The 23,588-nt window shown below is 74.0% G+C and carries 23 protein-coding genes; 13 read left to right on the forward strand and 10 right to left on the reverse strand.

Going from position 1 to position 23,588, the window contains the following annotated elements:
* Positions 1 to 200, reverse strand: a 200-nt coding sequence (locus VE546_RS00975) for a helix-turn-helix transcriptional regulator (RefSeq protein WP_324916685.1), incomplete at its 3' end; no start/stop codon positions are given.
* 168 nt (positions 201 to 368) lie between these two features.
* Here VE546_RS00975 and VE546_RS00980 point away from each other — a divergent pair.
* Both VE546_RS00980 and VE546_RS00985 read left to right on the forward strand, forming a co-directional pair.
* Complete coding sequence (locus VE546_RS00980; RefSeq protein WP_324916687.1) at positions 369 to 593, forward strand: hypothetical protein; 225 nt, start codon at positions 369 to 371, stop codon at positions 591 to 593.
* Entirely contained in the window at positions 590 to 964 is a 375-nt protein-coding gene (locus VE546_RS00985; RefSeq protein ID WP_324916690.1) for a hypothetical protein, read from the forward strand. The genes VE546_RS00980 and VE546_RS00985 overlap by 4 nt, the downstream gene beginning before the upstream one ends.
* A 138-nt stretch (positions 965 to 1,102) precedes the next feature.
* Here the strand turns inward: VE546_RS00985 and VE546_RS00990 are convergent, their stop codons facing one another.
* Genes VE546_RS00990 through VE546_RS01000 form a run of 3 tightly spaced genes read right to left on the reverse strand, consistent with a single transcriptional unit; the run spans position 1,103 to position 4,764 of the window.
* Positions 1,103 to 3,430 (reverse strand): ABC transporter permease, encoded by a 2,328-nt coding sequence (locus tag VE546_RS00990; RefSeq protein WP_324916692.1) that lies wholly within the window; start codon positions 3,428 to 3,430, stop codon positions 1,103 to 1,105.
* Between the two features lie 6 nt (positions 3,431 to 3,436).
* The gene (locus tag VE546_RS00995; RefSeq protein ID WP_324916695.1) at positions 3,437 to 4,261 is read right to left on the reverse strand and encodes an ABC transporter ATP-binding protein; all 825 of its coding nucleotides are present in this window, start codon (positions 4,259 to 4,261) and stop codon (positions 3,437 to 3,439) included.
* The gene (locus tag VE546_RS01000) at positions 4,258 to 4,764 is read right to left on the reverse strand and encodes a PadR family transcriptional regulator (protein ID WP_324916698.1); all 507 of its coding nucleotides are present in this window, start codon (positions 4,762 to 4,764) and stop codon (positions 4,258 to 4,260) included. The genes VE546_RS00995 and VE546_RS01000 overlap by 4 nt, the downstream gene beginning before the upstream one ends.
* A gap of 158 nt (positions 4,765 to 4,922) precedes the next feature.
* On the opposite strand from VE546_RS01000, the gene VE546_RS01005 reads away from it, so the two are divergent.
* The 5 genes from VE546_RS01005 (at position 4,923) to VE546_RS01025 (ending at position 11,948) form a co-directional block, all read left to right on the forward strand.
* Positions 4,923 to 6,200: an ABC transporter substrate-binding protein gene (locus tag VE546_RS01005; protein ID WP_324916701.1), complete on the forward strand. Its 1,278-nt coding sequence runs from the start codon at positions 4,923 to 4,925 to the stop codon at positions 6,198 to 6,200.
* 207 nt (positions 6,201 to 6,407) lie between these two features.
* Complete coding sequence (locus tag VE546_RS01010; protein WP_324916704.1) at positions 6,408 to 8,123, forward strand: glycoside hydrolase family 13 protein; 1,716 nt, start codon at positions 6,408 to 6,410, stop codon at positions 8,121 to 8,123.
* A 106-nt stretch (positions 8,124 to 8,229) separates the two neighbouring features.
* On the forward strand, positions 8,230 to 9,558 hold the full coding sequence (locus VE546_RS01015; RefSeq protein WP_324916706.1) for an ABC transporter substrate-binding protein: 1,329 nt from the start codon (positions 8,230 to 8,232) through the stop codon (positions 9,556 to 9,558).
* Between the two features lie 12 nt (positions 9,559 to 9,570).
* Positions 9,571 to 10,956, forward strand: a complete 1,386-nt coding sequence (locus VE546_RS01020) for an ABC transporter permease subunit (RefSeq protein WP_324916708.1) — start codon at positions 9,571 to 9,573, stop codon at positions 10,954 to 10,956.
* On the forward strand, positions 10,953 to 11,948 hold the full coding sequence (locus VE546_RS01025) for a carbohydrate ABC transporter permease (protein ID WP_324916711.1): 996 nt from the start codon (positions 10,953 to 10,955) through the stop codon (positions 11,946 to 11,948). Before VE546_RS01020 ends, VE546_RS01025 begins: the two co-directional genes overlap by 4 nt.
* A gap of 18 nt (positions 11,949 to 11,966) precedes the next feature.
* Here VE546_RS01025 and dtd read toward each other — a convergent pair whose 3' ends face one another.
* Positions 11,967 to 12,392 (reverse strand): D-aminoacyl-tRNA deacylase, encoded by a 426-nt coding sequence (dtd, locus tag VE546_RS01030; protein WP_324916714.1) that lies wholly within the window; start codon positions 12,390 to 12,392, stop codon positions 11,967 to 11,969.
* A gap of 193 nt (positions 12,393 to 12,585) precedes the next feature.
* Between dtd and VE546_RS01035 the strand changes: the two genes are divergently transcribed.
* Genes VE546_RS01035 through VE546_RS01045 form a run of 3 tightly spaced genes read left to right on the forward strand, consistent with a single transcriptional unit; the run spans position 12,586 to position 15,577 of the window.
* Positions 12,586 to 13,251 (forward strand): ABC transporter substrate-binding protein, encoded by a 666-nt coding sequence (locus VE546_RS01035; protein ID WP_324916717.1) that lies wholly within the window; start codon positions 12,586 to 12,588, stop codon positions 13,249 to 13,251.
* Positions 13,252 to 13,294: 43 nt separating this feature from the next.
* Entirely contained in the window at positions 13,295 to 14,281 is a 987-nt protein-coding gene (locus VE546_RS01040) for an asparaginase (RefSeq protein WP_324916719.1), read from the forward strand.
* Positions 14,282 to 14,305: 24 nt separating this feature from the next.
* Positions 14,306 to 15,577 carry a GNAT family N-acetyltransferase gene (locus tag VE546_RS01045; RefSeq protein WP_324916722.1) on the forward strand — a complete coding sequence of 424 codons (1,272 nt, stop codon included), beginning with the start codon at positions 14,306 to 14,308 and terminating at the stop codon, positions 15,575 to 15,577.
* A gap of 73 nt (positions 15,578 to 15,650) precedes the next feature.
* Here VE546_RS01045 and VE546_RS01050 read toward each other — a convergent pair whose 3' ends face one another.
* On the reverse strand, positions 15,651 to 15,824 hold the full coding sequence (locus tag VE546_RS01050) for a hypothetical protein (RefSeq protein WP_324916725.1): 174 nt from the start codon (positions 15,822 to 15,824) through the stop codon (positions 15,651 to 15,653).
* 239 nt (positions 15,825 to 16,063) lie between these two features.
* On the opposite strand from VE546_RS01050, the gene VE546_RS01055 reads away from it, so the two are divergent.
* From VE546_RS01055 to VE546_RS01065, 3 genes are all read left to right on the forward strand, one after another.
* Entirely contained in the window at positions 16,064 to 16,945 is an 882-nt protein-coding gene (locus tag VE546_RS01055) for a winged helix-turn-helix domain-containing protein (RefSeq protein WP_324916728.1), read from the forward strand.
* Positions 16,946 to 17,638: an HAD family hydrolase gene (locus VE546_RS01060; RefSeq protein WP_324916731.1), complete on the forward strand. Its 693-nt coding sequence runs from the start codon at positions 16,946 to 16,948 to the stop codon at positions 17,636 to 17,638. It abuts the gene before it with no gap.
* 124 nt (positions 17,639 to 17,762) lie between these two features.
* A complete protein-coding gene (locus tag VE546_RS01065) occupies positions 17,763 to 18,791 on the forward strand; it encodes a phosphotransferase (RefSeq protein ID WP_324916734.1) in 1,029 nt (342 codons plus the stop codon).
* A gap of 74 nt (positions 18,792 to 18,865) precedes the next feature.
* Here VE546_RS01065 and VE546_RS01070 read toward each other — a convergent pair whose 3' ends face one another.
* From VE546_RS01070 to VE546_RS01085, 4 genes are all read right to left on the reverse strand, one after another.
* Positions 18,866 to 21,067, reverse strand: a complete 2,202-nt coding sequence (locus VE546_RS01070) for an MMPL family transporter (protein ID WP_324916736.1) — start codon at positions 21,065 to 21,067, stop codon at positions 18,866 to 18,868.
* Complete coding sequence (locus tag VE546_RS01075; protein ID WP_324916739.1) at positions 21,064 to 21,306, reverse strand: DUF5957 family protein; 243 nt, start codon at positions 21,304 to 21,306, stop codon at positions 21,064 to 21,066. The genes VE546_RS01070 and VE546_RS01075 overlap by 4 nt, the downstream gene beginning before the upstream one ends.
* 65 nt (positions 21,307 to 21,371) lie before the next feature.
* On the reverse strand, positions 21,372 to 22,148 hold the full coding sequence (locus tag VE546_RS01080) for a cytochrome d ubiquinol oxidase subunit II (protein WP_324916742.1): 777 nt from the start codon (positions 22,146 to 22,148) through the stop codon (positions 21,372 to 21,374).
* Between the two features lie 24 nt (positions 22,149 to 22,172).
* Positions 22,173 to 23,492: a cytochrome ubiquinol oxidase subunit I gene (locus VE546_RS01085; RefSeq protein WP_324916745.1), complete on the reverse strand. Its 1,320-nt coding sequence runs from the start codon at positions 23,490 to 23,492 to the stop codon at positions 22,173 to 22,175.
* Between the last annotated feature and the right edge of the window lie 96 nt (positions 23,493 to 23,588).

A 23,588-nucleotide genomic window follows, 5' to 3' on the forward strand; every position in this document is an offset into this window, starting at 1 on the left:
TGGTCGAGGGCCTGGACGACCTCCGGGCTGCCGATGGTCTGGCCGCTCTCCATCTTGCCGAACAGCGACCAGTCCCATCCCAGCACCTCGCCCAACTTCCGCAGGCTGTCGCCCCGTTCGGTGCGCAGCGTCCGCAGTTCCTCCGCGAACCGTCGGCGCGGCTCCTGGCTCCGGCCGGTGACCACTCGTCTCGGCGGCATGGCGATCTCCTCGTGGAAGGTGTGGAAACGCCCCCCGTACGGCGGGGAAGCGGGGGCCCGCCGGGGTGCGCGTGCTCCGCTGCGAGTCCATGCTCGTAGCACGTGCGACACGCAGCGTAGTACTCACATCACACCCCGCGCAGGGGCATTGCGGATGAAGGCGGCCACATGGCAACAGAACGACGAGCGGCCCACGGAGGGGTCAGGGAGGCCGAGGCGGCGCGCGACGCGCTCGCCGCGGCCCTGCGGCGGGCGGGCGTCCAGTTCCCGGCGATGGACGTCCGCACCCCCGTGCGCACGGACGGGCCCGGTTACGCCCGGGTGGTCCTCGGCGAGTGCTCCCCGCCCGTGGCCCGCCGGTTGGCGGCCGTCGTCGCCAGGGGTGCGGCATGACCTTCGCCCCGGCCGTCGAGCGTCCGTGGCGTGACGCGTGGCCGCTCCCCGCGCAGACGGACGACGCCAACGGCTGGGTGACGGGCGGCTGTTGGCTGTACTGCCGGCGCGAGGGGGTGCGCGTGCTGTGGATCGGCTCCGTCCACACCCCCGGTGCGACGGGCGATATGTACGCGTGCGGCTCGTGCATCGCGGAACTGGTGCACATGGTCCGCGTCCAGTGCCACGTCCGGGACGTCCCCGCCGACCGCGTCCGGACCGCCGCGCACGCCGCGCACGCCCTGCCCGCGCACGGCCCCGGCCGTCACCGGGCGCCCCGCCGCACGCTGTACCGGTCCCTCACGGCCCTACCGGTCAGGAGGACGCGTTGACCACGGCCAAGGCGTGCGAGCACCGGCGCACCGAGAAGCGCGGCGGCAAGGTCCACTGCCGCGACTGCGGACGGCAGCTCTACCTGTGAGGGTCCACCCGTGAGGGCGGCCCCGGGCCGGAACCGGCCGCCCGGGCCCTCAGAGCGTCTCGCTGAGGGTGTCGGCGATGCGGCGGCGGGCCGCGCGGGCGGCCGGGACGACCGAGGCCGCGACCGCGCCCACCAGGGCCACCGCGATCACCAGCAGCAGGGCGCCCGGGGACGGCGGCTGGGCGATGCCCGCGCCGATGCCGCTGGAGCGGCCCTGGGCGTCGATCAGCCAGTTGCCGGCGACGACGCCGACGGCCGTGCCGACCACGGCGGCGGCCAGCGCGGTGAAGCCGGTGGACACCACGATCACCCCGGCGATCTGCCGCGGTGACAGGCCGATGGCCTTGAGCGCCAGCAGGTCGCGTCCGCGGTCGCGCACCCGCGCGCCGATGGTGGTGGACAGTTCGGTGAGGCCGATCAGGGCGAGGACGGTGATCAGTCCGGCGACGACGCCGCGGACGGCGGAGAGCCCGTCGGCGGGGTTGGCGACCTCGCGGACCTCCAGCCGTCCGCCGGAGGAGGCCACCAGGTCGGCGCCGACCTCCGCGGCGTCGGCGTCCTCGCGCAGCACGAGCTGGTGGAAGTCGGGCTCGGTCGTGCCGGGTCCGCCGAGATCCAGGTTGTCCAGGGAGGTGGAGATCGTCCGGCCGCCGTCCTCGGGCTCGATGCTGCGGCCCACGATGTGCAGGATCTGGGGCCGTCCCTGGACGGTCATCCGCACCCAGTCGCCGATGCCCACCTCCAGCAGGTCCAGCAGTCCCTGGCCGGCCACCGCCTCGTCCGGGCCGTTGGGGAGCCGTCCCTCGGCGAGGGCGAACGGGTACGGCTCCTCGTCCGTGCCCAGGCCGCGCAGGGTGATGGTGCCGGTCTGGCCCGGGACCAGCGCGGCGACCTCCGCGCCCGGGTGGACGGCGGTGACGTCCGGGTGCGCGGCCAGCAGCCGCCGGGTCTCCGCGCGGTCGCCGGGGCCGCCGGGGGAGCCGTCGCGCACGGTGAGCGCGGCGGGGAGGCCGATCTCCTCGGGGTGGCTCTGGAAGCGGTCCAGGGTGGCCCACGCGCCCAGCGCGACCGTGATCATCATCAGCGGTACGGCCAGCCGTCCCACGGCGGCCAGCGAGCGGGTCCGGCCGGGGAAGGCGCCGCGCCAGCCGAGCGCCAGGGCGGGCGGCAGTCCCGCGCCCAGCGCCCGCCGTTCCACCGCCGTCAGCCGTCCCGGGCCGCGCGGCACCGCCGTGCGCGCCACCGGCACCGGCGGCACCCGGCCCGCCCGCCAGGCGGCCAGGGAGGTGGCCACGGCGATGAACAGCACCGTGCCGGCCGTGGTGCCCAGCACCGCCCAGGTGTGGCCGGGCAGTCTCCGCCACAGGTCCACCGCCTCCCCGATCCGGCCGGGGATGCCGGCGCCCACCAGCTCGGTGACGGCGGCGCCGCCGGCGACCCCGAGGAGGGCGAAGCCCAGGTGCTGGACGAGGAAGACGCGGACGACCTGGGCGGGGGTGAAGCCGATGGCCTTGAGCACGGAGATGTCCCGCAGGTGGCCGTGGATGCGGGTGCTGATCGCCCCGGCCACCGCCAGCGCGGCGGCCAGCAGCGCGCCCAGGCCGAAGAGGCCGAGCAGCAGCCCGAGCAGCCGGCCCTCGCCCTCGGCGTCGGCGCGGGCCTGCTGCCAGCGGGTCACCTCGGTCACCTGGTCGGCGCCGAGGGCGGTGACCGCCCGCTGGATCATGAAGTCGGTGTCGCCGGGGTCGTCCAGCCGCAGCCCGACGGTCTGCCCGGTGCGTTCGGGCGGGGGCGAGACCCGGCGCAGGCCCTCGGGGAGCAGCCAGCCGACGCCGGGCGTCTCGCCGGGCACGTACCGCGGTTCGGCGGTGTCGGCGACGCCCACGACGCGCAGCTCGCGCTCGGTTCCGCGGGCGTCCCGGACGGTGAGCGCGTCGCCGGGCTCGGCCCACAGGGCGCGGGCCAGCGAGGCGTCCAGGACGATCTCGTCGGCGGCGCCCGGCCGCAGCCAGCGGCCGTCGCCGACCAGCGGGCGGCCCACGTCGGGCGGCTTGGGTCCGGTGGCCCGCAGTTCCACCGTCGCCCGGGCGCCGCCCAGCTCCACGGCGGTGCGGGCGGTGTCGAAGGGGCCGGCGACGCCCGCGACGCCCTCCAGGTCGGCCAGTTCCCCCGGCTCGGCGCCGGCGCGGGTGTGGATCCACACGTGCGCGCCCTCGGACTGGGTGAAGATCCGCTGCCAGGGGTTGGCCGCGTAGGAGAACAGCGCCGCGGCCAGCAGCAGCGAGGCGGTGATCCCGGCCGTCGCCAGGACGATGAACAGCGCCTCGCCGCGGTGTGCCCGCAGGTCGGCGTGGGCCCAGCGCAGGGTGGCGCGCACGGTCGGTCAGTCCTTCAGCTCGAGTACGTCGGCCACGCCCGTGGCGCGGCGCGGCCGGCGGCCGTCGTCCGCGTCCAGGGTCGCGTCGTCGACGATGCGGCCGTCGAAGAAGCTGATCACGCGGTCCGCGGCGCTGGCCATCCGGGCGTCGTGGGTGACCAGCACGATGGTCTGGCCGCGCCGGTGGAAGCGGGAGAGCAGCCGCAGCACCTCGCGGGTGCCCTTGCTGTCCAGGCTGCCGGCGGGTTCGTCGGCCAGCAGCAGGGCGGGGTTGTTGACCAGCGCGCGGGCCAGGGCGACGCGCTGCTGCTCGCCGCCGGACAGCTCGCCGGGCATGCTGCGCTCCTTGCCGGTCAGGCCCAGCTCCGCCAGCAGCTCCTCGCGGGCGGCGCGGGCCTGCCGCGGGCCGTGCCCGGCCAGCAGGGCGGGGAGTTCGACGTTGTCGGCGACGGTCAGGTTGGAGACGAGGTTGAAGAACTGGAAGACGATGCCGATGCGGCGGCGGCGCAGCACCGCCCAGTCGGACTCGCCGTAGGAGTCCAGGCAGGTGCCGTCGAACCAGATGCTGCCGGCGTCCGGCTTCTGGAGCCCGCCGAGCAGGTGCAGCAGCGTGGACTTGCCCGCGCCGGAGGGGCCGGTGACCGCGACGAACTCGCCGCGCGCCACGCTCAGGTCCACCCCGCGCACGGCCTTCACCGGGGCGCCCTCGCCGTGGTGGGTCTTGACCAGGCCCTCGGCGCGGACGATGGGGTGCGGGGCGGGCTCGGACTGCGCCGCGGACGCGGCCGGTTCCGCGGCGGGACGGGCGCCGGACTCCTCGGCACGGCTCATTCGAACTCCTCCTGACAGCGCTCCAGCCAGTCGAGGTCGGCCTGGAGGTGCAGCATCGCGCCCTCGATGAGGAGCTGTGCCACCCGGTTGTCCCGGTCCTCGGTGGCGGCCAGTCTGGACAGGGCCCGCATGGTGTTCAGGTACTGGCGGCGCTGCTTGTTGATCAGGGTGATCTGGTCGGCCAGCCCGCTCTGGGGGGCGAGCGCGAGCTTCATGAAGAACTCGTCGCGCACCCGCGGCTCGTCGGTCGGCTCGTCGAACCAGGCCCGCACCGCCTCGCGACCCGCGTCGGTGAGGCGGTAGATCCTCTTGTTGGGCCGGGTCGACTGGGCGACCTCCTCGCCCGCGATCAGCCCGGATTTCTCCAGTCTGCCCAGCGTGACGTAGATCTGCCCGATGTTCGGCTGAGGGTACGCCGCGCCCAGCAGCTTCTCAAGGGCCTGCTTGAGCTCGTATCCGTGGGCGGGACCGGCGGCGAGGAGGGCCAGGAGCGGCAGACGCACGCGCGCTCTCCTTCCTCCCCGTCCCATGCCGAAACCGGTCCTGTCAGCCACCTGTCGGTGGTGCCCGGTCGGCGTCTAGTATCGCCCATGCCTAACGGGTATGTATGGGCTGGACGTCCGGCGCTCGACGAGGAGAGCCGGTGCACGGGGAGGCACCTATGCGGTGGATACGGGCCGCGGGGAGGGGACTCCTGGCCGCCGCCGTCGTCCTGGCCGGCTACGCCGGACTGGGCGCCCCGGCCGGTGAGCCGGCCGCGCACACCGGAGGGCGCGGGCCCGTCACCCTGGTCACCGCCGGGGACCTGACCGACTACCTCGACCCGGTGCTGGACGACTGGAACCGCACGCACCCCGGCGAGGAAGCCACCCTGGTGGAGCTGCCGGACTCCGCGGACGAGACCCGCGCCCAGATGGTCACCAGCCTGCGCTCGGGCAGCAGCCGCTTCGACGTGCTGAACATCGACGTGGCGTGGACGTCGGAGTTCGCGGCGGCGGGCTGGATCGCCCCGGTCGACCCCGGCCGCTTCCCGCTGGACAGCTTCCTGCCGCCGGTGGTGGACACCGCCACCTTCGGCGGCCGGCTGTACGCCGTCCCGTACGTGACCAACGCCGGGCTGCTGTACTACCGCTCGGACGTGCTGGCGGCGGAGGGCGAGGAGCCCCCGCGCACCTGGGCGGAGCTGGAGCGGCTGGCGAAGGAGGTCGCGCCCCGGCACGGCCTGGAGGGCTACGCGGGCCAGTTCCTGCCGTACGAGGGGCTGACCGCCAACGTCACCGAGGTGGTGCGGTCCGCGGGCGGCTCCATCCTCGGCGACGAGGGCGCGCGGGTGACCGTGGACTCGGCCCCGGCCCGGGAGGGGCTGCGCTTCCTCACCGACGGGGTGCGGGAGGGCTGGATCCCCGAGGAGTCCCTGGGCTGGAAGGAGGAGGAGTCGCGGCTGGCGTTCCAGCAGGGGCGGCTGCTCTTCCTGCGCAACTGGCCGTACGTGTACGCCGTGGCCAACGGCGAGGGCTCGAAGGTCGCCGGGAAGTTCGGCGCGGTGCCGCTGCCGGGGCCCGACGGGCCGGGCGTCAGCGTGCTGGGCGGCTCCAACCTCGCGGTGAACACCCACTCCCGGCACCCGGAGACGGCGGCCGACCTGATCGCGTACCTCACCAGCGAGCCGGTGCAGCGCCGGGTGCTCACCGAGGGCGCGCTGCCGCCGGTGCGGGCCGGACTGTACTCCGATCCGGAGCTGGTGCGGGACTTCCCCTATCTGCCGACGCTGCGCAGGAGCGTCCTGGCGGCCGAACCGCGTCCCAAGAGCCCGCGGTACGACCAGGTGAGCCTGGTGGTGCAGGCCGTGGTGCACGACGCGATGGCGGGGCGTCAGACCCCGCGCCAGGCGGTCGCCCGCCTGGCGCGGGAGTTGGGGTCCATCGCCCGCGAAGGGTGATCCCCCGTCTGGACCCGTCGCCACATTATTAGTTACCGGTTAGGTAACTCAAGACCTCTGCACAGCCGCGCCTTTCGGTCATATCCGGCATAAACGGACGGCTTTTCAACTATCCGTTGACACTGGAATGTCACCCCTACTTAACATGCATGCATAACGGCGGCAGCAGCCGTATGCGCCTTCCAAGCAGGAGACGGATCACCAGGGATGCTCACAGCCACGACCCACCACGGCATCTCGCCCCGTCCCCAGGCCGGTTCCGTGCCCGGCACGGCACGGACCTGGTGGCGGGACGCGGTCATCTACCAGGTCTACGTCCGCAGCTTCCTCGACAGCACCGGGGACGGCATCGGCGACCTGGCCGGAGTCCGCGCCGGGCTGCCGTACCTGAAGAAACTGGGCGTGGACGGCATCTGGCTCAGCCCCTTCTACCCCTCGCCGCAGCACGACCACGGCTACGACGTCGCCGACTACTGCGACGTGGACCCGGTCTACGGCGACCTGGAGGAGTTCGACCGGCTCGTGGCCGCCGCCCACCGGCTGGGCCTGAAGGTCGTCATCGACATCGTCCCCAACCACTGCTCCAGCGAGCACCCCTGGTTCCGCGCCGCGCTGGCCGAGGGCCCCGGCGGCGAGCACCGCGCCCGCTTCCACTTCGCCGACGGCCGCGGACCGGACGGGGAGGAGCCGCCCAACAACTGGCGGGCCATGTTCGGCGGCCCCGCCTGGTCCCGCGTCACCGAGCCCGACGGCACCCCCGGCCAGTGGTACCTGCACCTGTTCACGCCCGAGCAGCCCGACCTCAACTGGCGCGAGCCCGCCGTCGCCGAGCACTTCGACCGGGTGCTGCGGTTCTGGCTGGACCGGGGCGTGGACGGCTTCCGCGTGGACGTCGCCGCCGGCCTGTTCAAGCACCCCGACCTGCCCGACTCCCCCGACCCCGAGGCCGACGAGCGCGCCCGCGACTCGGTCAACCCACTGGCCTGGAACCAGCCCGAGGTGCACGGGGTGTGGCGCCGCTGGCGCGCGCTGTGCGACGAGTACGCCGCCCGCGACGGCCGCGAACGGCTGCTGGTCGGCGAGGTGTCCGTCCCCACCGCCCGCGAACACGCCAAGTACGTGCGCCCCGACGAGCTGCACCAGGCGTTCTTCTTCCACCTGCTCAGCGCCCCCTGGGACGTGGACGCCTTCCGCAAGGTCATCGACGAGGCCCTCACCGACATCGCGGGCACCGGCTCCACCGTCACCTGGGTGCTCAACAACCACGACCAGGTCAGGACCGTCACCCGGTACGCGGGCGACGGCCCGTACTCCGAGACGGGCGACGCCAACCCCAACCTCGGCGCGGCGCGCGCCCGCGCCGCCGCCCTGCTGATGCTCGCCCTGCCCGGCGCCGCCTACATCTACCAGGGCGAGGAGCTGGGCCTGCCCGAGGTGGTGGACCTGCCGGACGAGGTGCTCACCGACCCCATCTTCCGCCGCACCGGAAGCCGCCGCCGCATCCGCGACGGCTGCCGCGTGCCGCTGCCGTGGTCGGGCCAGGCGTCGCCCTTCGGCTTCACCTCGGGCGCGGAGGAGGCCCGCCCGTGGCTGCCGCAGCCCGAGTGGTTCGCCGAGCACGCCACGGACCGGGCGCTGGCCGACACCCGCTCGTTCTGGCACCTCTACCGCGACGGCCTCCAGCTCCGCCGCGGGCTGCCCCAGCTCGGCGAGGGGACGCTGCGCTGGCTGGAGTCCCCGCCCGGGGTGCTGGCCTTCGAACGCGGCGAGGGCCTGGTCTGCGCGGTCAACTTCGGCACCTCCCCCGTGCCCGCCCCGGTGCCCGGCACGCCCCTGCTGTCCAGCGGCGAGTGCCCGGACGGGGTGCTCCCCGGCTCCACCACCGCCTGGTGGGTCACCGACAGCGCGCCCGGCTCCCGCTGAACCTCCCGAAAGACCACCGAGCCCCTTTGAACCTTCCCGAAGAACCTCCCTAGCACCACCCTCCGGCCGCCCGGCCGGTGAACAACCGAAGGGATTGCAGATGTCCATGACCCCGAAACGCGCCGCGACCGCCGGTGCGGCGGCGCTCCTGCTCGCGCTGACCGCGACCGCCTGCGGCGGCGGCACGGCCGCCGACTCCGGCTCCGGCACCCAGGAGCTCAAGGGCCAGACGATCACGGTCGCCGGGGTGTGGACCGGCGTCGAGCAGAAGAACTTCAAGAAGGTCATGGACGCCTTCGCGGAGGAGACCGGCGCCGAGATGAAGTTCGTCTCCACCGGCGACAACGTCTCCACCGTCGTGGGCAGCAAGATCCAGGGCGGCAACGCGCCGGACGTGGTGATGGTCCCGCAGGTCGGCGTGCTCCAGCAGTTCGCCGAGAAGGGCTGGCTCAAGCCGCTGTCGAAGAAGGCCGACGACCTGGCCGGCGACCACTTCGCCCCGGTGTGGAAGGACTACGGCACGGTCGACGGGACCTTCTACGGCCTGTACTTCAAGGCGTCCCACAAGTCGACCGTCTGGTACAGCACGGAGGCGTTCGAGCAGGCGGGCGTCACCCCGCCGAAGGACTACGACGGAATGCTGAAGGCCGGCCGGACCCTCTCCGACTCCGGCCTGGCCGCCTTCTCCGTCGCCGGCGAGGCCGGCTGGCCGCTCACCGACTGGTTCGAGAACATCTACCTCTCGCAGGCCGGCCCGGAGATGTACGACAAGCTCGCCGCCCACGAGATCCCCTGGACCCACCCCAGCGTCGTCAAGGCGCTCACCACCCTCGGCGAACTCTTCGGCGACAAGGAGCTGGTGGAGGGCGGCGGCTCCGGCGCGCTGCGCACCGACTTCCCCGAGTCCGTCGAGAAGGTCTTCGGCAGCGACCCGAAGGCGGGCATGGTCTACGAGGGCGACTTCGTCGCGGGCCTGATCTCCGGCCAGTTCGGCAAGAAGGTCGGCGAGGACGCCCAGTTCTTCCCCTTCCCGGCCGTGGACGGCGGGAAGCCGCCGGTGGTCGGCGGCGGTGACGCCGCGGTGGTCCTCAAGGACGGCAAGAACGCCGAGGGCGGCATGAGGTTCGTGGAGTACCTGGCCACCCCCGAGGCGGCGGAGGTGTGGGCCGAGGCGGGCGGCTTCCTCTCCCCCAACAAGGAGGTCAGCCTGGACGCCTACCAGGACGAGATCACCCGGCAGACCGCGAAGTCCCTGGTGGAGGCCGGTGACGGCCTGCGGTTCGACATGTCCGACCAGGCCCCGGCCGCCTTCGGCGGCACCCAGGGCGCGGGCGAGTGGAAGCTCCTCCAGGACTTCCTGCGCGACCCCTCCGACCCCAAGGCCACCGCGAAGGAGCTGGAGGCCGCCGCGGCCAAGGCCTGGAAGAAGAGCTGAGGCGGGGGAGCCATGTCCGCCACAGCTCCCGCCGCGCCGCCCGCGACAGCGGGCGGCGCCCCGCCGGCCCCGGCCGGCGCCTCCGCGAAGACCACCGACCCCGTGCGGCGCGCCCGGCGGCGCCGCAGGCTCGTCGCGGCCCTCTTCCTGCTGCCCGCGCTGCTGCTGCTCGGCGCGCTGGTCGTCTACCCGATCCTGTTCTCCGTCGGGCGCAGCCTCTTCGACGCCTCCGGCACCCGGTTCGTCGGCGCCGACAACTACGTCGAGATGTTCCGCGACCCGACGACGCTCAAGGCGGTCCGCAACACCGCGGTCTGGGTCGTGGTCGCCCCCGCGCTGCTGACCGGGCTCGGCCTGATCCTGGCCGTGCTCACCGAGAAGGTGCGCTGGGCCACCGCGTTCAAGCTGCTGATGTTCATGCCGATGGCGATCTCCTTCCTCGCCGCCGGCATCATCTTCCGCATCACCTACGAGCAGGACCCCGAGCGCGGCATCCTCAACGCCGTCGTCGTCGGCGTCCACGACACCTTCGCCGACCGCCCCGCCTACCCCGGCGCCCGCGCCCGGGAGGAGAGCGGACTCACCAAGGCCGAGGACGGCTCGTACGGCACGGCCGCGAACCTGTCCCCCGGCCGTACGGTCTCGCTGGGCATCGTCGGCGTGCCGCCCAAGGAGGTCCCCGCCGACGCCGAGCCGGCCGCCACCGCCCCGAAGGCCGGGGACGGCGTCCTCGCCGGCACCGTCCACCTCGACTTCACCCCCGGCGGGGGCGGTGAGCCGGGCCGGATCGACAAGGGCGAGCGCGGACTGCCCGGGATGAAGGTCGAGGCGGTCCGCGACGGCACGGTGGTGGGGAAGGCCACCACCGCCGCCGACGGCTCGTTCCGCATCACCGGGCTGGAGGGCGGCTCGTACGCCCTGCGGCTGCCGGCGGCCAACTTCGCCGAACCCTACGGCGGCGTCTCCTGGCTGGGCCCCGCCCTGGTCACCCCGGCCATCATCGGCGCCTACCTGTGGATCTGGACGGGCTTCGCGATGGTGCTCATCGGCGCCGGCCTCTCGGCGATGCCCCGGGACGTGCTGGAGGCCGCGCGGATGGACGGCGCGAACGAGTGGCAGATCTTCCGCAGGATCACCGTGCCGCTGCTCGCGCCCGTGCTGACCGTGGTCTTCGTGACCCTGGTGATCAACGTGATGAAGGTCTTCGACCTCGTCTACATCATCGCCCCGGGGCCCGTGCTGCAGGACGCCAACGTGCTGGCCATGCAGATGTGGCTGGTCTCCTTCGGCGGCGGCAACAACCAGGGCCTGGGCAGCGCCATCGGCGTCCTGCTGCTGCTCCTGGTGGTCCCGGCCATGATCTTCAACATCCGACGCTTCCGCAGGAGCCAGCGATGACCACCCACGGCACCGTCGACGGCACCGTCGAGAAGGGACCGGAGGCAGGGCCGGTCACACAGACCCCGGCGCCCGCGGCGGCGGACGCGGGCGCCGGGCCCGCCGCCGCGTCACCCGCCGCCGTACGGCAGCGCCGTCCGGCCGCGCCGGCCGGCGCCCGGCTCGGGCACTGGCTGGGCAAGGGCGCGGTCCAGGCGTTCCTGGCCGTGGTCGCCCTGGTCTGGCTCACCCCCGCGTTCGGCCTGTTCCTGTCCTCCCTGCGCTCGGAGGAGGCCAACGCCACCAGCGGCTGGTGGACGGCGCTGACCGAACCGGGCCAGTTGTCGCTCGACAACTACACCGCGCTGCTGGAGGACTCCGGGATCAGCGAGGCGTTCTGGAACACCGTGCTGATCTCGGTGCCCACCACCGTCGCGGTGGTGGTGATCGCCGCCCTGGCCGGCTACGCGTTCGCCTGGCTGGAGTTCCCCGGCCGCGACTGGATCTTCCTGCTGGTGGTCGGCATGCTCGTGGTGCCGGTCCAGGTCGGACTGCTGCCGGTCGCCAAGATGTTCGGCGCGGTGGGGCTGTTCGGCACGATCCCCGGCGTGGTGCTGTTCCACATCGCCTACGGCCTGCCGTTCGCCATCTTCCTGCTGCGCAACTACTTCGCGGAGATCCCGCGCGAGATGCTGGAGGCGGCGCGGATGGACGGCGGCGGGGAGTGGCGGATCTTCGTCCAGCTCGTCCTGCCGGTGGGCCGGCCCGCCGTGGCGAGCCTGGCCATCTTCCAGTTCCTGTGGGTGTGGAACGACATGCTGGTCGCGCTGATCTTCGCCGACAGCGACTCGCAGCCGCTGACCGTGGCGCTCCAGTCGGAGATGCGCCAGTTCGGGAGCAACATCGAGATCCTGGCGCCGGGGGCCTTCCTCTCCCTGGTCGTCCCGCTCGTGGTGTTCTTCGCCTTCCAGAAGCACTTCGTCCAGGGCGTCATGGCGGGCTCGGTGAAGTAGCCCCCGGTGGCGAAGGGTTCAGACCTCCAGCAGCACCGTGAACGGGCCGTCGTTCGTGAGCGAGACCTCCATCTTCGCTCCGAACCGGCCCGTTTCCACGTGCGCGCCCAGCGCCCGCAGCCGGGCGCACACCTCGTCCACCAGGGGCTCGGCGACGGGGCCGGGGGCGGCCGCGTTCCAGGTGGGGCGGCGCCCCTTGCGGGCGTCACCGTAGAGGGTGAACTGGCTGACCACCAGCAGCGGCGCCCCGGTGTCCGAGCAGGACTTCTCGCCCTCCAGGACGCGCAGTCCCCACAGTTTGCGGGCGAGCCTGTCCGCCGTCTCCGGGGTGTCGTCGTGGGTCACGCCGACCAGGACGCACAGGCCCTCCCCCACGATCTCGCCGACGGTCTCCCCCGCCACCACCACCCGGGCACCGTTGACCCGCTGCACCACAGCTCGCATGCGGACCATCATGCCGCGTCCCGGCCCGGGCCCGCGGCAGGCCGCCGGACGGGTGGCCCCCGCTGCACGGAGGGTGCCCGCGGTGGCACGATGCGTGCAGCACGGTGCGCACGGTGGCCAACGCGGCGCATCCGTGACGGACCGTGGCGTTCCGTTGTGATCCACGGCGCAAGGGGATGAGGGGCACAGAACCATGAGCACTGCCGGAACCGGGCGGACGCCCGGAGCCGTACCGACCGCCCGCACGGCACGGGGGACCGGAACGCACGCACCGGGCGCACCGGGCGCGCAGCACACACAGCCCGCGGGGAGCGCCCCGCACCCGCCGGACCGGTACCGCGGCGCGCTCCCGGCGGTCCTGCGCGACACCGAGCCGCCGGAGCTGACCGGCCTGCGGCTGCCCCAACTGCGCGAGCTGCGCCGCCAGGCGCAGCAGGAGGAGGCGGACCTCAGCTACGTACGGCGGCTGCTCCAGGGGCGGATCGACATCCTCCGCGCCGAACTGATCCGCCGCAGCGCCGCGGACGTCCCCCTCATCGACCGGCTGGCGGAGATCCTCGCCGACGCCCCGCCCCCCGGCGGGGGCTCCACGCGCTCCGCCCGCCACGTGACGCTCCGCACGCCGCGCAGCGAGGAGTACCGCCGCCTGGCCGAGGACATGCTGGCCGAGGTCGAGCTGTCCGACCTCACCGCCCGCACCGACGAGGAGCTGCACGCCGCCATGGCGCGGCTGGGCCAGTACGAGCACCAGATCTCCCGGCGCCGCCGGGCGCTCCAGCGGACGGCCAACGGGTGCAGCGCCGAGATCGCGCGCAGGTACCGTGAGGGGGAAGCACGCGTGGACGACCTGCTTCCCTGACCCCGGGGGCAGTCGTCCCCCCTCCACCCAGGGAAGGCCGCCCATGACCACCCTCATGCCCGCCGCCCGTTCCGGGGCGTCCCCCGCCGCCGCGCCCCCGGTCCTCGCCGAGGTCGTCCGCTCCGGGTTCACCGAGGGCCGGCACCGCGGTTCGCTGGTGGTGCTGGACCGGGACGGCGGGGTGGACTGGTCGCTGGGCGAGGTCACCGAGCCGGTCTTCCCCCGCTCCTGCAACAAGCCGATGCAGGCGGCGGCCGTGCTGCGCGCGGGGCTGGAACTGTCCGGCGAGCGCCTGGCGCTGGCCGCCGCCAGCCACTCCGGCGAGCCCTTCCACCTGGAGCTGGTCCGGAAGATGCTCGCCGAACACGGCCTGACCGAGGACGATCTGGGCTGCCCGCCCGACCTCCCGCTGGACCGCGAGGAGCGCGACCGGCTCCTGGCGGCGGGCGGGCAGGCCTCCCGCACCGCCATGAATTGCTCGGGCAAGCACGCCGCGATGCTCGCCGCCTGCGCGGTGAACGGCTGGTCGCGCGGCGACTACCTCGACCCCGGCCACCCGCTCCAGGTGCTGGTCCGCGAGAGCGTCGAGGCCGCGGCGGGCGAGCCGGTCGCGCACACCGGGACGGACGGCTGCGGCGCACCGCTGTTCGCCCTCTCCCTCACCGGCCTGGCCCGCGCCTTCCGCGCCTGCGTGCTGGCCGCGCCCGGCACCCCCGAGCGCCGGGTCGCGGACGCCATGCGCGCCCACCCCGAGTACGTCGCGGGCACCCGCCGCATCGACACCCGGCTGATGCGCGAGGTGCCGGGCGTCCTGGCGAAGATGGGCGCCGAGGCGGTCCAGGCGGTGGCCCTGCCCGACGGCCGCGCCCTCGCGTTCAAGATCGACGACGGTGCGCAGCGGGCGCTCGGCCCGGTGCTGGCCCGCGCGCTGGCGAGGATGGGCGTGGACTCCCCCGTCCTGGCGGGGATCGCCGACGCGCCGCTGTCGGGCGGCGGCGGGAAGGTCGGGGAAATCCGCGCGACGTTCTGAGCCCGCCGGCCGTAGCGTGCCCCCATGCACGCGAACAGCCGCCCGGGCATCCCCGAGGTCCGCGCCCTGACCGAAGACGACTATCCGCAGTGGCTGCGCGCCCTGTGGACCGGGTTCCTGCGCTCCGAGGAGGTCACCGAGGAGGAGATCAGGGCCCGGCGCGGCGGCGCGGACCTGGACCGCACGCTGGGAGCGTTCGACCGCGGTCGCTGCGTCGCCACCTTCCGCACGCTCCCGCAGCGGCTGACCGTCCCCGGCGGGGCGGCGGTGGCCTCCTGCGCCGTCACCAACGTGACCGTCTCCCCCACCCACCGCCGCCGCGGGCTGCTCACGCGGATGATGACGGACGCGCTGGCCGCGGGGAAGGAACGCGGGGAGGTCTGCTCCACGCTGGACTCCGCCGAGTACCCGATCTACGGCCGCTACGGCTACGGCCCGGCCGCCTGGTTCACCAGCTGGCGGGTGAACGCCGACCGCGCCGGGCTGGACCCACGCTGGTCCGGGCCCGAGGAGGCGGGCGCCCGGATCGACTTCGCCGACGGCGCGGAGATGCGCACCGAAGGGGCCGCCCTCCACGAGCGGGTGCGCGCCCTGCCCGACCGGCAGGGGATGATCAACCGCACCGAGCGCTGGTGGAAGCTGCACACCGGTGCGCTCACCTGGCCCGGCAGCGGCTGGAAGCAGCCCTTCCACGTCCTCTACCGCGACGCCGCCGGGCAGGTGCAGGGTCTGGCGACGTACACGGCGGACGACCACTGGGAGGGCAAGGCGCCGTATGTGAACCTCCACGTCCGCGACCTGATCGCCGCCACGCCCGCCGCCGAACGCGCCCTGTGGCACTACCTGCTGTCCGTCGACTGGGTCTCCACGGTCCACACCGGCCGCCGCGCCCCCGACGACCTGCTGCCGCAGCTCCTGCCGGACGCGCGCGCCGCCCGGACCGACACCCACGCGGACTTCCTGTGGCTGCGTCCGCTGGACGTCCCCGCGCTGCTCCGGGCCCGCGCCTATCCCGTCTCCGGCGCCCTCGTGCTGGACCTGCACGACCCGGTGGGCCTGGCCGGGGGCCGCTTCCTGCTGGAGGCCACGCCCGAGGGCGCCGCCTGCGCGCCCACCACGCGCTCCGCCGACCTGTCGATGGACGTCGGCGCGCTGGGCTCGCTCTACCTGGGCGAGGCGTCCGCGTCGCGGCTGCGGGCGCTGGGCCGGCTGGCGGAGGAGCGCCCCGGCGCGGCGGCCCTGGCGGACGTCCTGCTGCGCACGGCCCGCCGTCCCTGGTGCCCGGACGAGTTCTGACGGACCAGGGGCGCGTTCGGATCGGTTCGGCGGGGCACCCGGTGGGGAGGGCGTCCCGCTCCCCACTCCGTTCTCACGCCACCGGCAGGACCAGCAGCGTCAGCACCACCGCGCCGATGGAGCTGTAGGTGGCGTTCTTCTCGCGGTAGCCGATGGTCAGCATCACCAGGCCGAAGACTCCGAGCAGTCCGAAGCGGGATTCCATGAGCTCTTCAAGGGCGGCGAGTGCGAGAGCGTAGACAGGCATGGCGGTCCCTCCTCCGGGAGGCTCGTCGGGACGAGTGGTGGCGGTCGGGACCACGCCCCTACGCCGTCGGTCGGCAACAGTGCGCATGATGGGGGGACATCGCAGCCAACTGGGGGATGATCCTTCCAACTCCCCGAAGTTGTTCGCCAACTTACTTATAGTTGTTCCCAGTTGAGTGAAATTTCAAAACAGATGGAGGCCAACTCCCACTCAATGGCCAGAAGTTGTACGGTCACTCCGTGAGCCACGACAGCCCCGCCGCCAACGGCGCGCAGCCCCCGTCGAGCGACCGCGTGGCCGACGCCCTGCGTGACCGCATCCTCTCCGGTGACCTCCGCCCGGGCGCCAAGCTGCCCACCCAGCACGAGCTGGCCGCCGAGTTCGACACCAACCGCACGGCCGTCCGCCAGGCCATCGACGCCCTCCGGAGGGAGGGCCTGCTCACCGGCACCGGCCGCGGCGCCCCGCCCACGGTCGCCGAACGGGCCCTGGCCCACGACCAGCCCCGGATCGCCGGCGTCGAGCTGACCGACCGCATCAGGGCGGCCTTCCAGGCCGAACACGTCACGATCGACGCCTTCTGCCTCACCTCCGAGACCCTGAACTCGGCCCTCGCCCAGCAGTTGATCGTCCTCCACGGCGGCGCGGGCGCCCCCCGGTCGATCACCGTCCGCGTCCTGCTGCCCAGCCTGGAGAGCCACCTGGGGCTCCCCCGGCTGGTGCGCACCCCCGACGACCGGCGCCCGCTGGAGCGGCTGCACCAGCTCGCCCTCACCTTCTGCCGCTCGCTGACGTACTCCCTCCGGGCCCTGGAGGAGGGGGGCATCGTGCCGGAGGTCTCCCTCGGCATCCGGACCGTGCCGATCACCCCGACCCACAAGCTCTACCTGCTCAACGGCACCGAGGCGCTGCTCGGCTTCTACAAGGTGGTCCCCCGCACCGTGGAGTACCGGGGGGAGCCCATGGAGATCTACGACGTGCTCGGGCTGGAGGCACCGATCTTCCGCCACTCCCGCGGGCCGGACAGCCGGGACGAGCAGGAGGCCGCCTTCGTCGCGGAGACCCGGGCGTGGTTCGACTCGCTCTGGTCAAGCATCGCCCAACCCCTGACACTCGATTAGATGTACGAGCTGATCGACGCAGCCGAATGCGTCCTCTTCGACTTCGACGGCCCGATATGCCGTCTCTTCGCCGGCCGTCCCTCCTCCGGGATAGCCGAACGGCTCCGCGGCCTGATCGAGGAGCGCGGGGAGGGCGGTCTCCTCACCGAGGAGGTCCGCTCCACCGACGACCCGCAGGTGATCCTGCGCGCCGTGGCTGCCGCGCGGCCCGGCGGCGAACTCGCCGCGCTCGTGGAGCGGACCCTCACCCAGGAGGAGGCGGAGGCGGCCGGGACCGCCTCGCCCACCCGGTTCGCGGACCGGCTCGTCCGGGCCCTGGCCGCCACCGGGCGGCGGCTCGCCGTCACCACCAACAACGCGCCGCTCGCGGTCGAGCGCTACCTGGCCCGCCACGGCCTCACCCCGCACTTCGCCGGCCACATCCACGGCCGCCGATCCGACACCCGGCTGCTCAAGCCGCACCCCGACTGCCTGTACCGCGCCCTGGAGTCCACCGGCACCACGCCCGGGCGCGCCCTGATGATCGGCGACAGCCCGGTCGACCGGATCGCCGCCGAGGCGGCGGGCGTCCGCTTCCTGGGGTACGGCCGCACCGAGCGGAAGGCCGGGGAGCTGCGCGCCGCGGGCGCCGAGCACGTCGTCACCTCGCTCCAGGAGGTGCTGACCGCGGTGGGCGCGCCGACCTTCGGGTGACGATCCTGGTGCGGGCGCCGTGACGGACCGCCCGGAGCGGTAATCTTCACCCCCTCCACCCCCGCCGCTCCCCCGTACCCTCCCCGCACCCCTCCCGCCCCGCGACAGAGTCCGAACCGCTCCCATGTCCCGACCCTCCGCCTTCCAAGGGCACCACCGCATCTGGCACGTGGTCCCCGGGCCGGACGGCCGCGGGCGGGTCAAGCTCAACGAGCCCCGCCAGGGCGTCCTCTGGTTCGACCGGCGCTGCTTCCGCTCCGAGGAGGAGCTGCTCGTGGAGCTGAACCGGCGGCGGATGTCGTACATCCCGTCGGCCCGCCGGCTGGACGGCGGAGGCCCGGTGGTCCAGGACTACATCGAGGGACGGGTGCTCACCGAGCTGTCCCCCGTCGGCACGAGGATCGCGGGGACCCACCTCGCGCAGATCATGCGGCGCTTCCGGGAGCTGGCCTCCGTACGCGCCGGGGACATCACCGCGCCGCGCCGCTGCACCCCCCGGGAACGGCCCGGGGACCGGCAGAGCTCCGCGTTCCTGCGGACCCTCATCGACTTCACCCACCGGCACTGCTACCTGAAGCGGCTCCCGGAGTACGGCGGGCTCTTCGAGCGGCTGCGCATCCCGCCGGACGTCCTGCGCCCCGGGTCCCGGCTGTGGTCCGAGGCCGGGGAGCTGACCCCCCGGCCGTTCTGCCTGATCCACGGCGACCTGCACCGGGCGAACTTCATCGTCGACGCGGCGGACCGGCTGTGGACCATCGACTGGGAGCTGGCCATGATCGGCGACCCGCTCTACGACCTGGCCACCCACCTGTACCTGATGGGCTACCCGCCCTCGCAGGAGGGCGAGGTGGTCGAGCGCTGGCGGGCGGCGGTGGACGCGGTCCTGCCCGGCGCCGGCGCCGCCGCCGGGGAGGACCTGCCGCGCTACCTCGCGTACAAGCGGGTGCAGTCGGTCTACACCGACGTCGTCCGCCAGGCGCAGAAGCTCGCCGACACCGAACCGGCCGACCGCGAGGACCAGTTGCGCCGGACCGCCAAGACCGTGCACCGCGTCCTGCACCGGGCGGCGGACGTCCTGGGGCTCGGCGCGGTGCCGGGCCCGGGGGAGATCGAGGAGGCGTACGCGGCGTTCGGCGGCCCGCGCGCGCCCTGAGGCCCGCGCGGGCCCGGCGCGGTGCGGCCGTACCGGCCCGGCCCCGCGGGGAGCGGGGACCGGGCCGGCCTGGGCTAGCGGGGCTGCTGGTGGCGCTCCAGCTCCACCGCCGGCAGGAGGCGCCGCAGCGGGCGCGGCAGCCACCAGGCGCGGCGGCCGAGGAGCTGCATGACCGCCGGGACGATCAGGCAGCGGATGACCACCGCGTCCAGGGCGATGGCCACCGCCAGACCCAGGCCGAACTGCTGGAGCATGCGGTCCGGACTGAGGACGAACGCGGCGAAGACCACGATCATGATGGCCGCCGCGGCCGTGATCACCCGGCCGGTGTGGGCCAGTCCCTCGCGGACGGCGAGGGCGGGTTCGCCGGTGTTCCGCCACTCCTCGTGGATGCGGGAGAGCAGGAAGACCTCGTAGTCCATCGACAGGCCGAAGACGATCGCGAAGATCATCACGGGGATGAACGCCTCGATCGGCCCCGGCTCGGGGCCGAGGAAGCCGTGCTGGAAGACCAGCGTGATCGCGCCCAGCGAGGCGCCGATGCTCAGCAGGTTCAGCACGGCCGCCTTCAGCGGGATCAGCAGCGAGCGGAAGACCACCATCAGCAGCAGCGCGGACAGGCCCACCACCAGGGCGACGAACAGCGGCATGCGGCCCTCGACGGTGGCCGCGAAGTCCTCCGTGGCCGCGGTCGGGCCGCCCACCAGGAAGCGGGCGCCGGTGGACTCCTCCAGGGGCGGCAGGACGTCCTGGCGCAGGTCCGCGACCAGCTCCGAGGTCTCCTCGTCCTGCGGCGCCGACGCGGGGAAGGCGATCACCGTCGCCGTGGCCGGGTCCCTGGTCGGGATCGGCGGCGTCACCGCCGCGACGCCCGGGGTGCCGGCGAGGGTGCGGCGCAGCTCGTCCGCCGCGGCCCGGGCCGGCCGGTCACCGCCGCCGCCGGTGTGGGCGACCACCACCAGCGGGCCGTTGAAGCCCGGGCCGAAGCCGTCGGCCAGCAGGTCGTACGCCGCCCGGCTGGTCGAGGACGCGGGGTCGTTGCCCGCGTCCGCGAAGCCCAGGCGCATGTCCAGCGCGGGCGCGGCCAGCGCGCCCAGCGCGGCGACCGACACCAGCAGCGCGGCCCACGGCCGCCGCTGCACCGCCCGCGCCCAGCGGCGCCAGCCGGCGCCCTCTTCAAGGTCGCGGCCCTTCGCCTCCCGCCGGGCCCGGCCCTTCTCCACGCCGCGCCGGATGCGGCCGCCGAACACGCCGAGCAGCGCGGGCAGCAGCGTCAGCGAGGCCAGCATCGTCACCAGCACGGTCAGGGCCACGGCCAGCGCCACCCCCTGGAGCGAGCCGAGTCCCAGCGCCACCAGCCCCAGCAGGGCGATGATCACCGTGCAGCCGGCGAAGAAGACGGTGCGGCCGGCCGCGTCCAGCGCGGTCCGGGTCGCGCTCTCGCCGTCGGCGCCGCGCAGGAGTTCGGCACGGTAGCGGGAGAAGACCAGCAGGGCGTAGTCGATGCCGACGCCCAGCCCCACCAGCATCATCACCGGCGGGGTGAAGTCGGCGACGGAGGCCAGGTGCGAGGCCAGCACGATCAGCCCGAGCGTGCTGCCCACCGCGAACAGCGCGGTGACCACGGGCAGGGCGGCGGCGACCAGCGATCCGAACAGGAAGACCAGGATCACCAGCGCCCCGAGGATGCCCGCGCCCTCGGCCGCGCCGCCCGCGCCCCCCTCGGCCACCCGGACGGCGTCGCCGCCCAGCTCCACCCGCAGCCCGTCGCCCTCCGCCTCGTTCGCGGTGTCGATGATCCGCCGCGTGGCCTCGACGGGGACGTTCTCCGCCTGCCCGTCGAGCGTGACGGTGGCGTAGGCGGTCGTGCCGTCCTCGGAGACCGCCCGGCCGCCCCCGTCCCGGTACGGGTCCTGGACCCCGGTGACGTGCGGCAGATCGGCGACCTCGGCCAGCATCGCGCCGACGCGCTCGGCGTGCTCCGCCGACCGCACCCCGTCCTCGTCGTGGAGGACGATCCGTATCTCGGCGCCCGCCTGCGCCGAGCCGTGCTCCCGCAGGAGTTCGCCGGCCTGCTGGGACTCGGTGCCGGGCAGGGAGAAGTCGTTGTGGTAGTCGTCCCCGACGGCCCCGGCCAGTACCTGCACGCCGACCAGCAGCGCCGCCCACAGGGCCAGCGCCCGCCGGCGGTGCCGGTGGGCCGCCGCCGCGATCCGCTCGAAGACGCTCGCACGGGAGGCGGCGGTGGGGGCGGTGGCGCGTTCCGCCGGGGTCATCGGACGTCTCCCTGCGTGCGGTGGGGCCCGCGGTGAGATCCGCGGTGGAGCCTGCGGTGGAGGAGGTACGGGCCGGCAGCGGCCCCGGCCACCGCCAGGTAGAGGGGCATCAGCTTGAGCGCGAACGGCATCGACGCGTCGAGGACGACCTCGGCCGTCACCCCGGCGGCCACGGCGATCAGCTCGCCGAGGAGGAAGCCGCAGACGGCGCCGCCGAGCGCGGCGAGTACGTGTTTCATGTCAGGTTCTGCTCCGGTTCTCCGCTTCCGCGGATCGAAGGACGGGCGAGGAGGGGGATCGGGGGTCACAGGAAGGAGGGACCGGTGACCCGGCCGCGGAAGACCCGCCACAGCCACACCTGGGCGGCCACCAGCGGCGGCGTGACCACCAGCAGCGCCGTCACCAGCAGCCCCAGCGCCGGGCCGGTGGCCGCCGAGCCGGCCAGCGGCAGCCGGGCGCCGGCGGCGAGCGGCAGCGCGGCCATCACCAGGGAGGTCAGCGCGAAGGTCTGCCACCCGCCCGTGCGGCCCGTCGGCAGCCGGGCGCGCTCGTACGGCGGGCCCGTCAGCCGCAGCGCGCCGAAGGCCAGCCCGTGGGCGGCGAACAGCAGGGCCACGCCCAGCGAGGTGAGCACGGCGGCCGGACCGGTGGCCGGTTCGGCGGGATCGCCGGTCAGCAGCCCGGCGAACAGCCGCCCCCAGGAGAGCGCCGCGGTCCAGCTCCCGGCGACGACCATGCCGTCGCAGGCCGCGCGCCAGGCGCGGTACGGCGTGCGACCGCGCCACCACAGGCCCGCGTCGCGCACGATCCAGCCCGCCAGCAGCGGGACCAGGACGGCGGACTGACCGCTGAACAGCTCGCCCTCCAGCGCCGGGAAGCAGCCGATGAACACCCCGGCGGCGGCGACCAGCCACACCTCGTTGCCCAGGAAGAACGGCGCGATGGCGGCCAGGACGAGCCGCCGCTCGCGCCCGTCGCGCCCCAACCAGGGCAGCAGCATGCCGACGCCGAGGTCGGCGCCGCCGAGCACGAGGTATCCGACGGTGAAGAAGCCCAGCAGGGCGGCGGCGAGGATTTCCATGGGCGGACTCCCGGTCGGCTGCGGTCAGTAGGAGGGCAGGGGCTCGGGTCCGGTGGACGGCTCGCCGTCCGGCACCCGTTCGTCCCGCCCCAGCGCGACGGCCCCCGGGCCGCGGCGGGCGGTGCGCAGCAGCAGCCACCAGTTGACGGCCAGGAGCAGGGCGAAGAGCGAGGTGAAGACGGTCAGCGAGGTGCGCATCGCGCCGGCCGACATCTCCGAGAGGGCGTCCTCGGTCCTCAGCAGCTCGTGGACCACCCACGGCTGCCGTCCCGCCTCCCGGAAGACCCAGCCCGCGGTCATCGCGACGTACGGCAGCGGCACCATGGCCATCAGCAGCAGGTGCCAGGGGCGGAAGCGGTGCACGGCCCGGCGGAAGCAGGCCAGCAGCGCCGAGCCGCAGGCGGCGTACAGCATCACCGCGAACACCAGGAGCATCACCAGCGCGGCACCGCGGGTCAGGCCCTCGGAGGGCACGTAGTCGCCGGGCCCGAACCGCTCCACCAGCTCCGCCTGGAGCCGTGCGATCTCGGCGGTCTCCGCCTTCCACACGGCGTCCTTCATCGGCTGGTGGCCGGCGATCGCGGAGAGCTGGACGCCGCCGAAGGCCGCCGTCCACAGCAGCACGGGCGGCGCGGCGAAGACCGCGATCCGCAGGGACCGCCGGAACAGGGCGGTGTCCGCCTCCGGGGAACGGCGCCGGAAGAGGTGGTACGCGCTGACCCCGGCCACGAAGAACGACGCCGTCAGCAGCCCGCCGCCCGCGATGTGCCCGAAGGCGAGCAGCGCGCTGGGATTGGTCAGGACGGCGGCGGCGTCGGTCAGTTCGATGCCGTGCCCGGTCTCGGTGTAGCCGACGGGGTGGTTGAGGAAGCCGTTGGCGACCAGGATCCAGTACGCCGACAGGTACGCCGTGGCGGTGACCACCCACAGCAGGGCGCAGTGCAGCCGGGGGCCGAAGCGGTGCCAGCCGAAGATCCACAGTCCCAGGAAGGTGGACTCCACGAAGAACGCGACGACCGTCTCCATCGCCAGCGCGGCGCCGAAGACGTTCCCCGCGTAGTGCCCGAGCCCGCTCCAGGCCAGCCCGAACTGGAACTCCATGACGATGCCGGTGACGATCCCGACCGCGTAGTTGATGACGTAGAGCTGCCCCCAGAAGCGCACCATGCGCGCGTCACGCTCCGCGTCCCGGCCGCCGCGCCCGCCCCTGCGCAGCACCGCCCACGTCTGGAGGCCGGTCACGAAGGTGGCCAGTCCCAGCGTCAGCGAGACAAACAGGAAGTGCGCGGCAGCGGTGAGGGCGAACTGCCACCGGGCGAGGTCGAGTGCTTCGGAACCATCCACGCCACCACCGTCGGCGCACGCCTCCGTCCCGCGCGTCGGCCTGCGGCGGTCACCCGCGCTACCCCCCGGGTCGCGGCCGGGCACCCGGGCGTACCA

The organism is Streptomyces sp., from assembly GCF_035644915.1.
Lineage (GTDB): Bacteria > Actinomycetota > Actinomycetes > Streptomycetales > Streptomycetaceae > Streptomyces.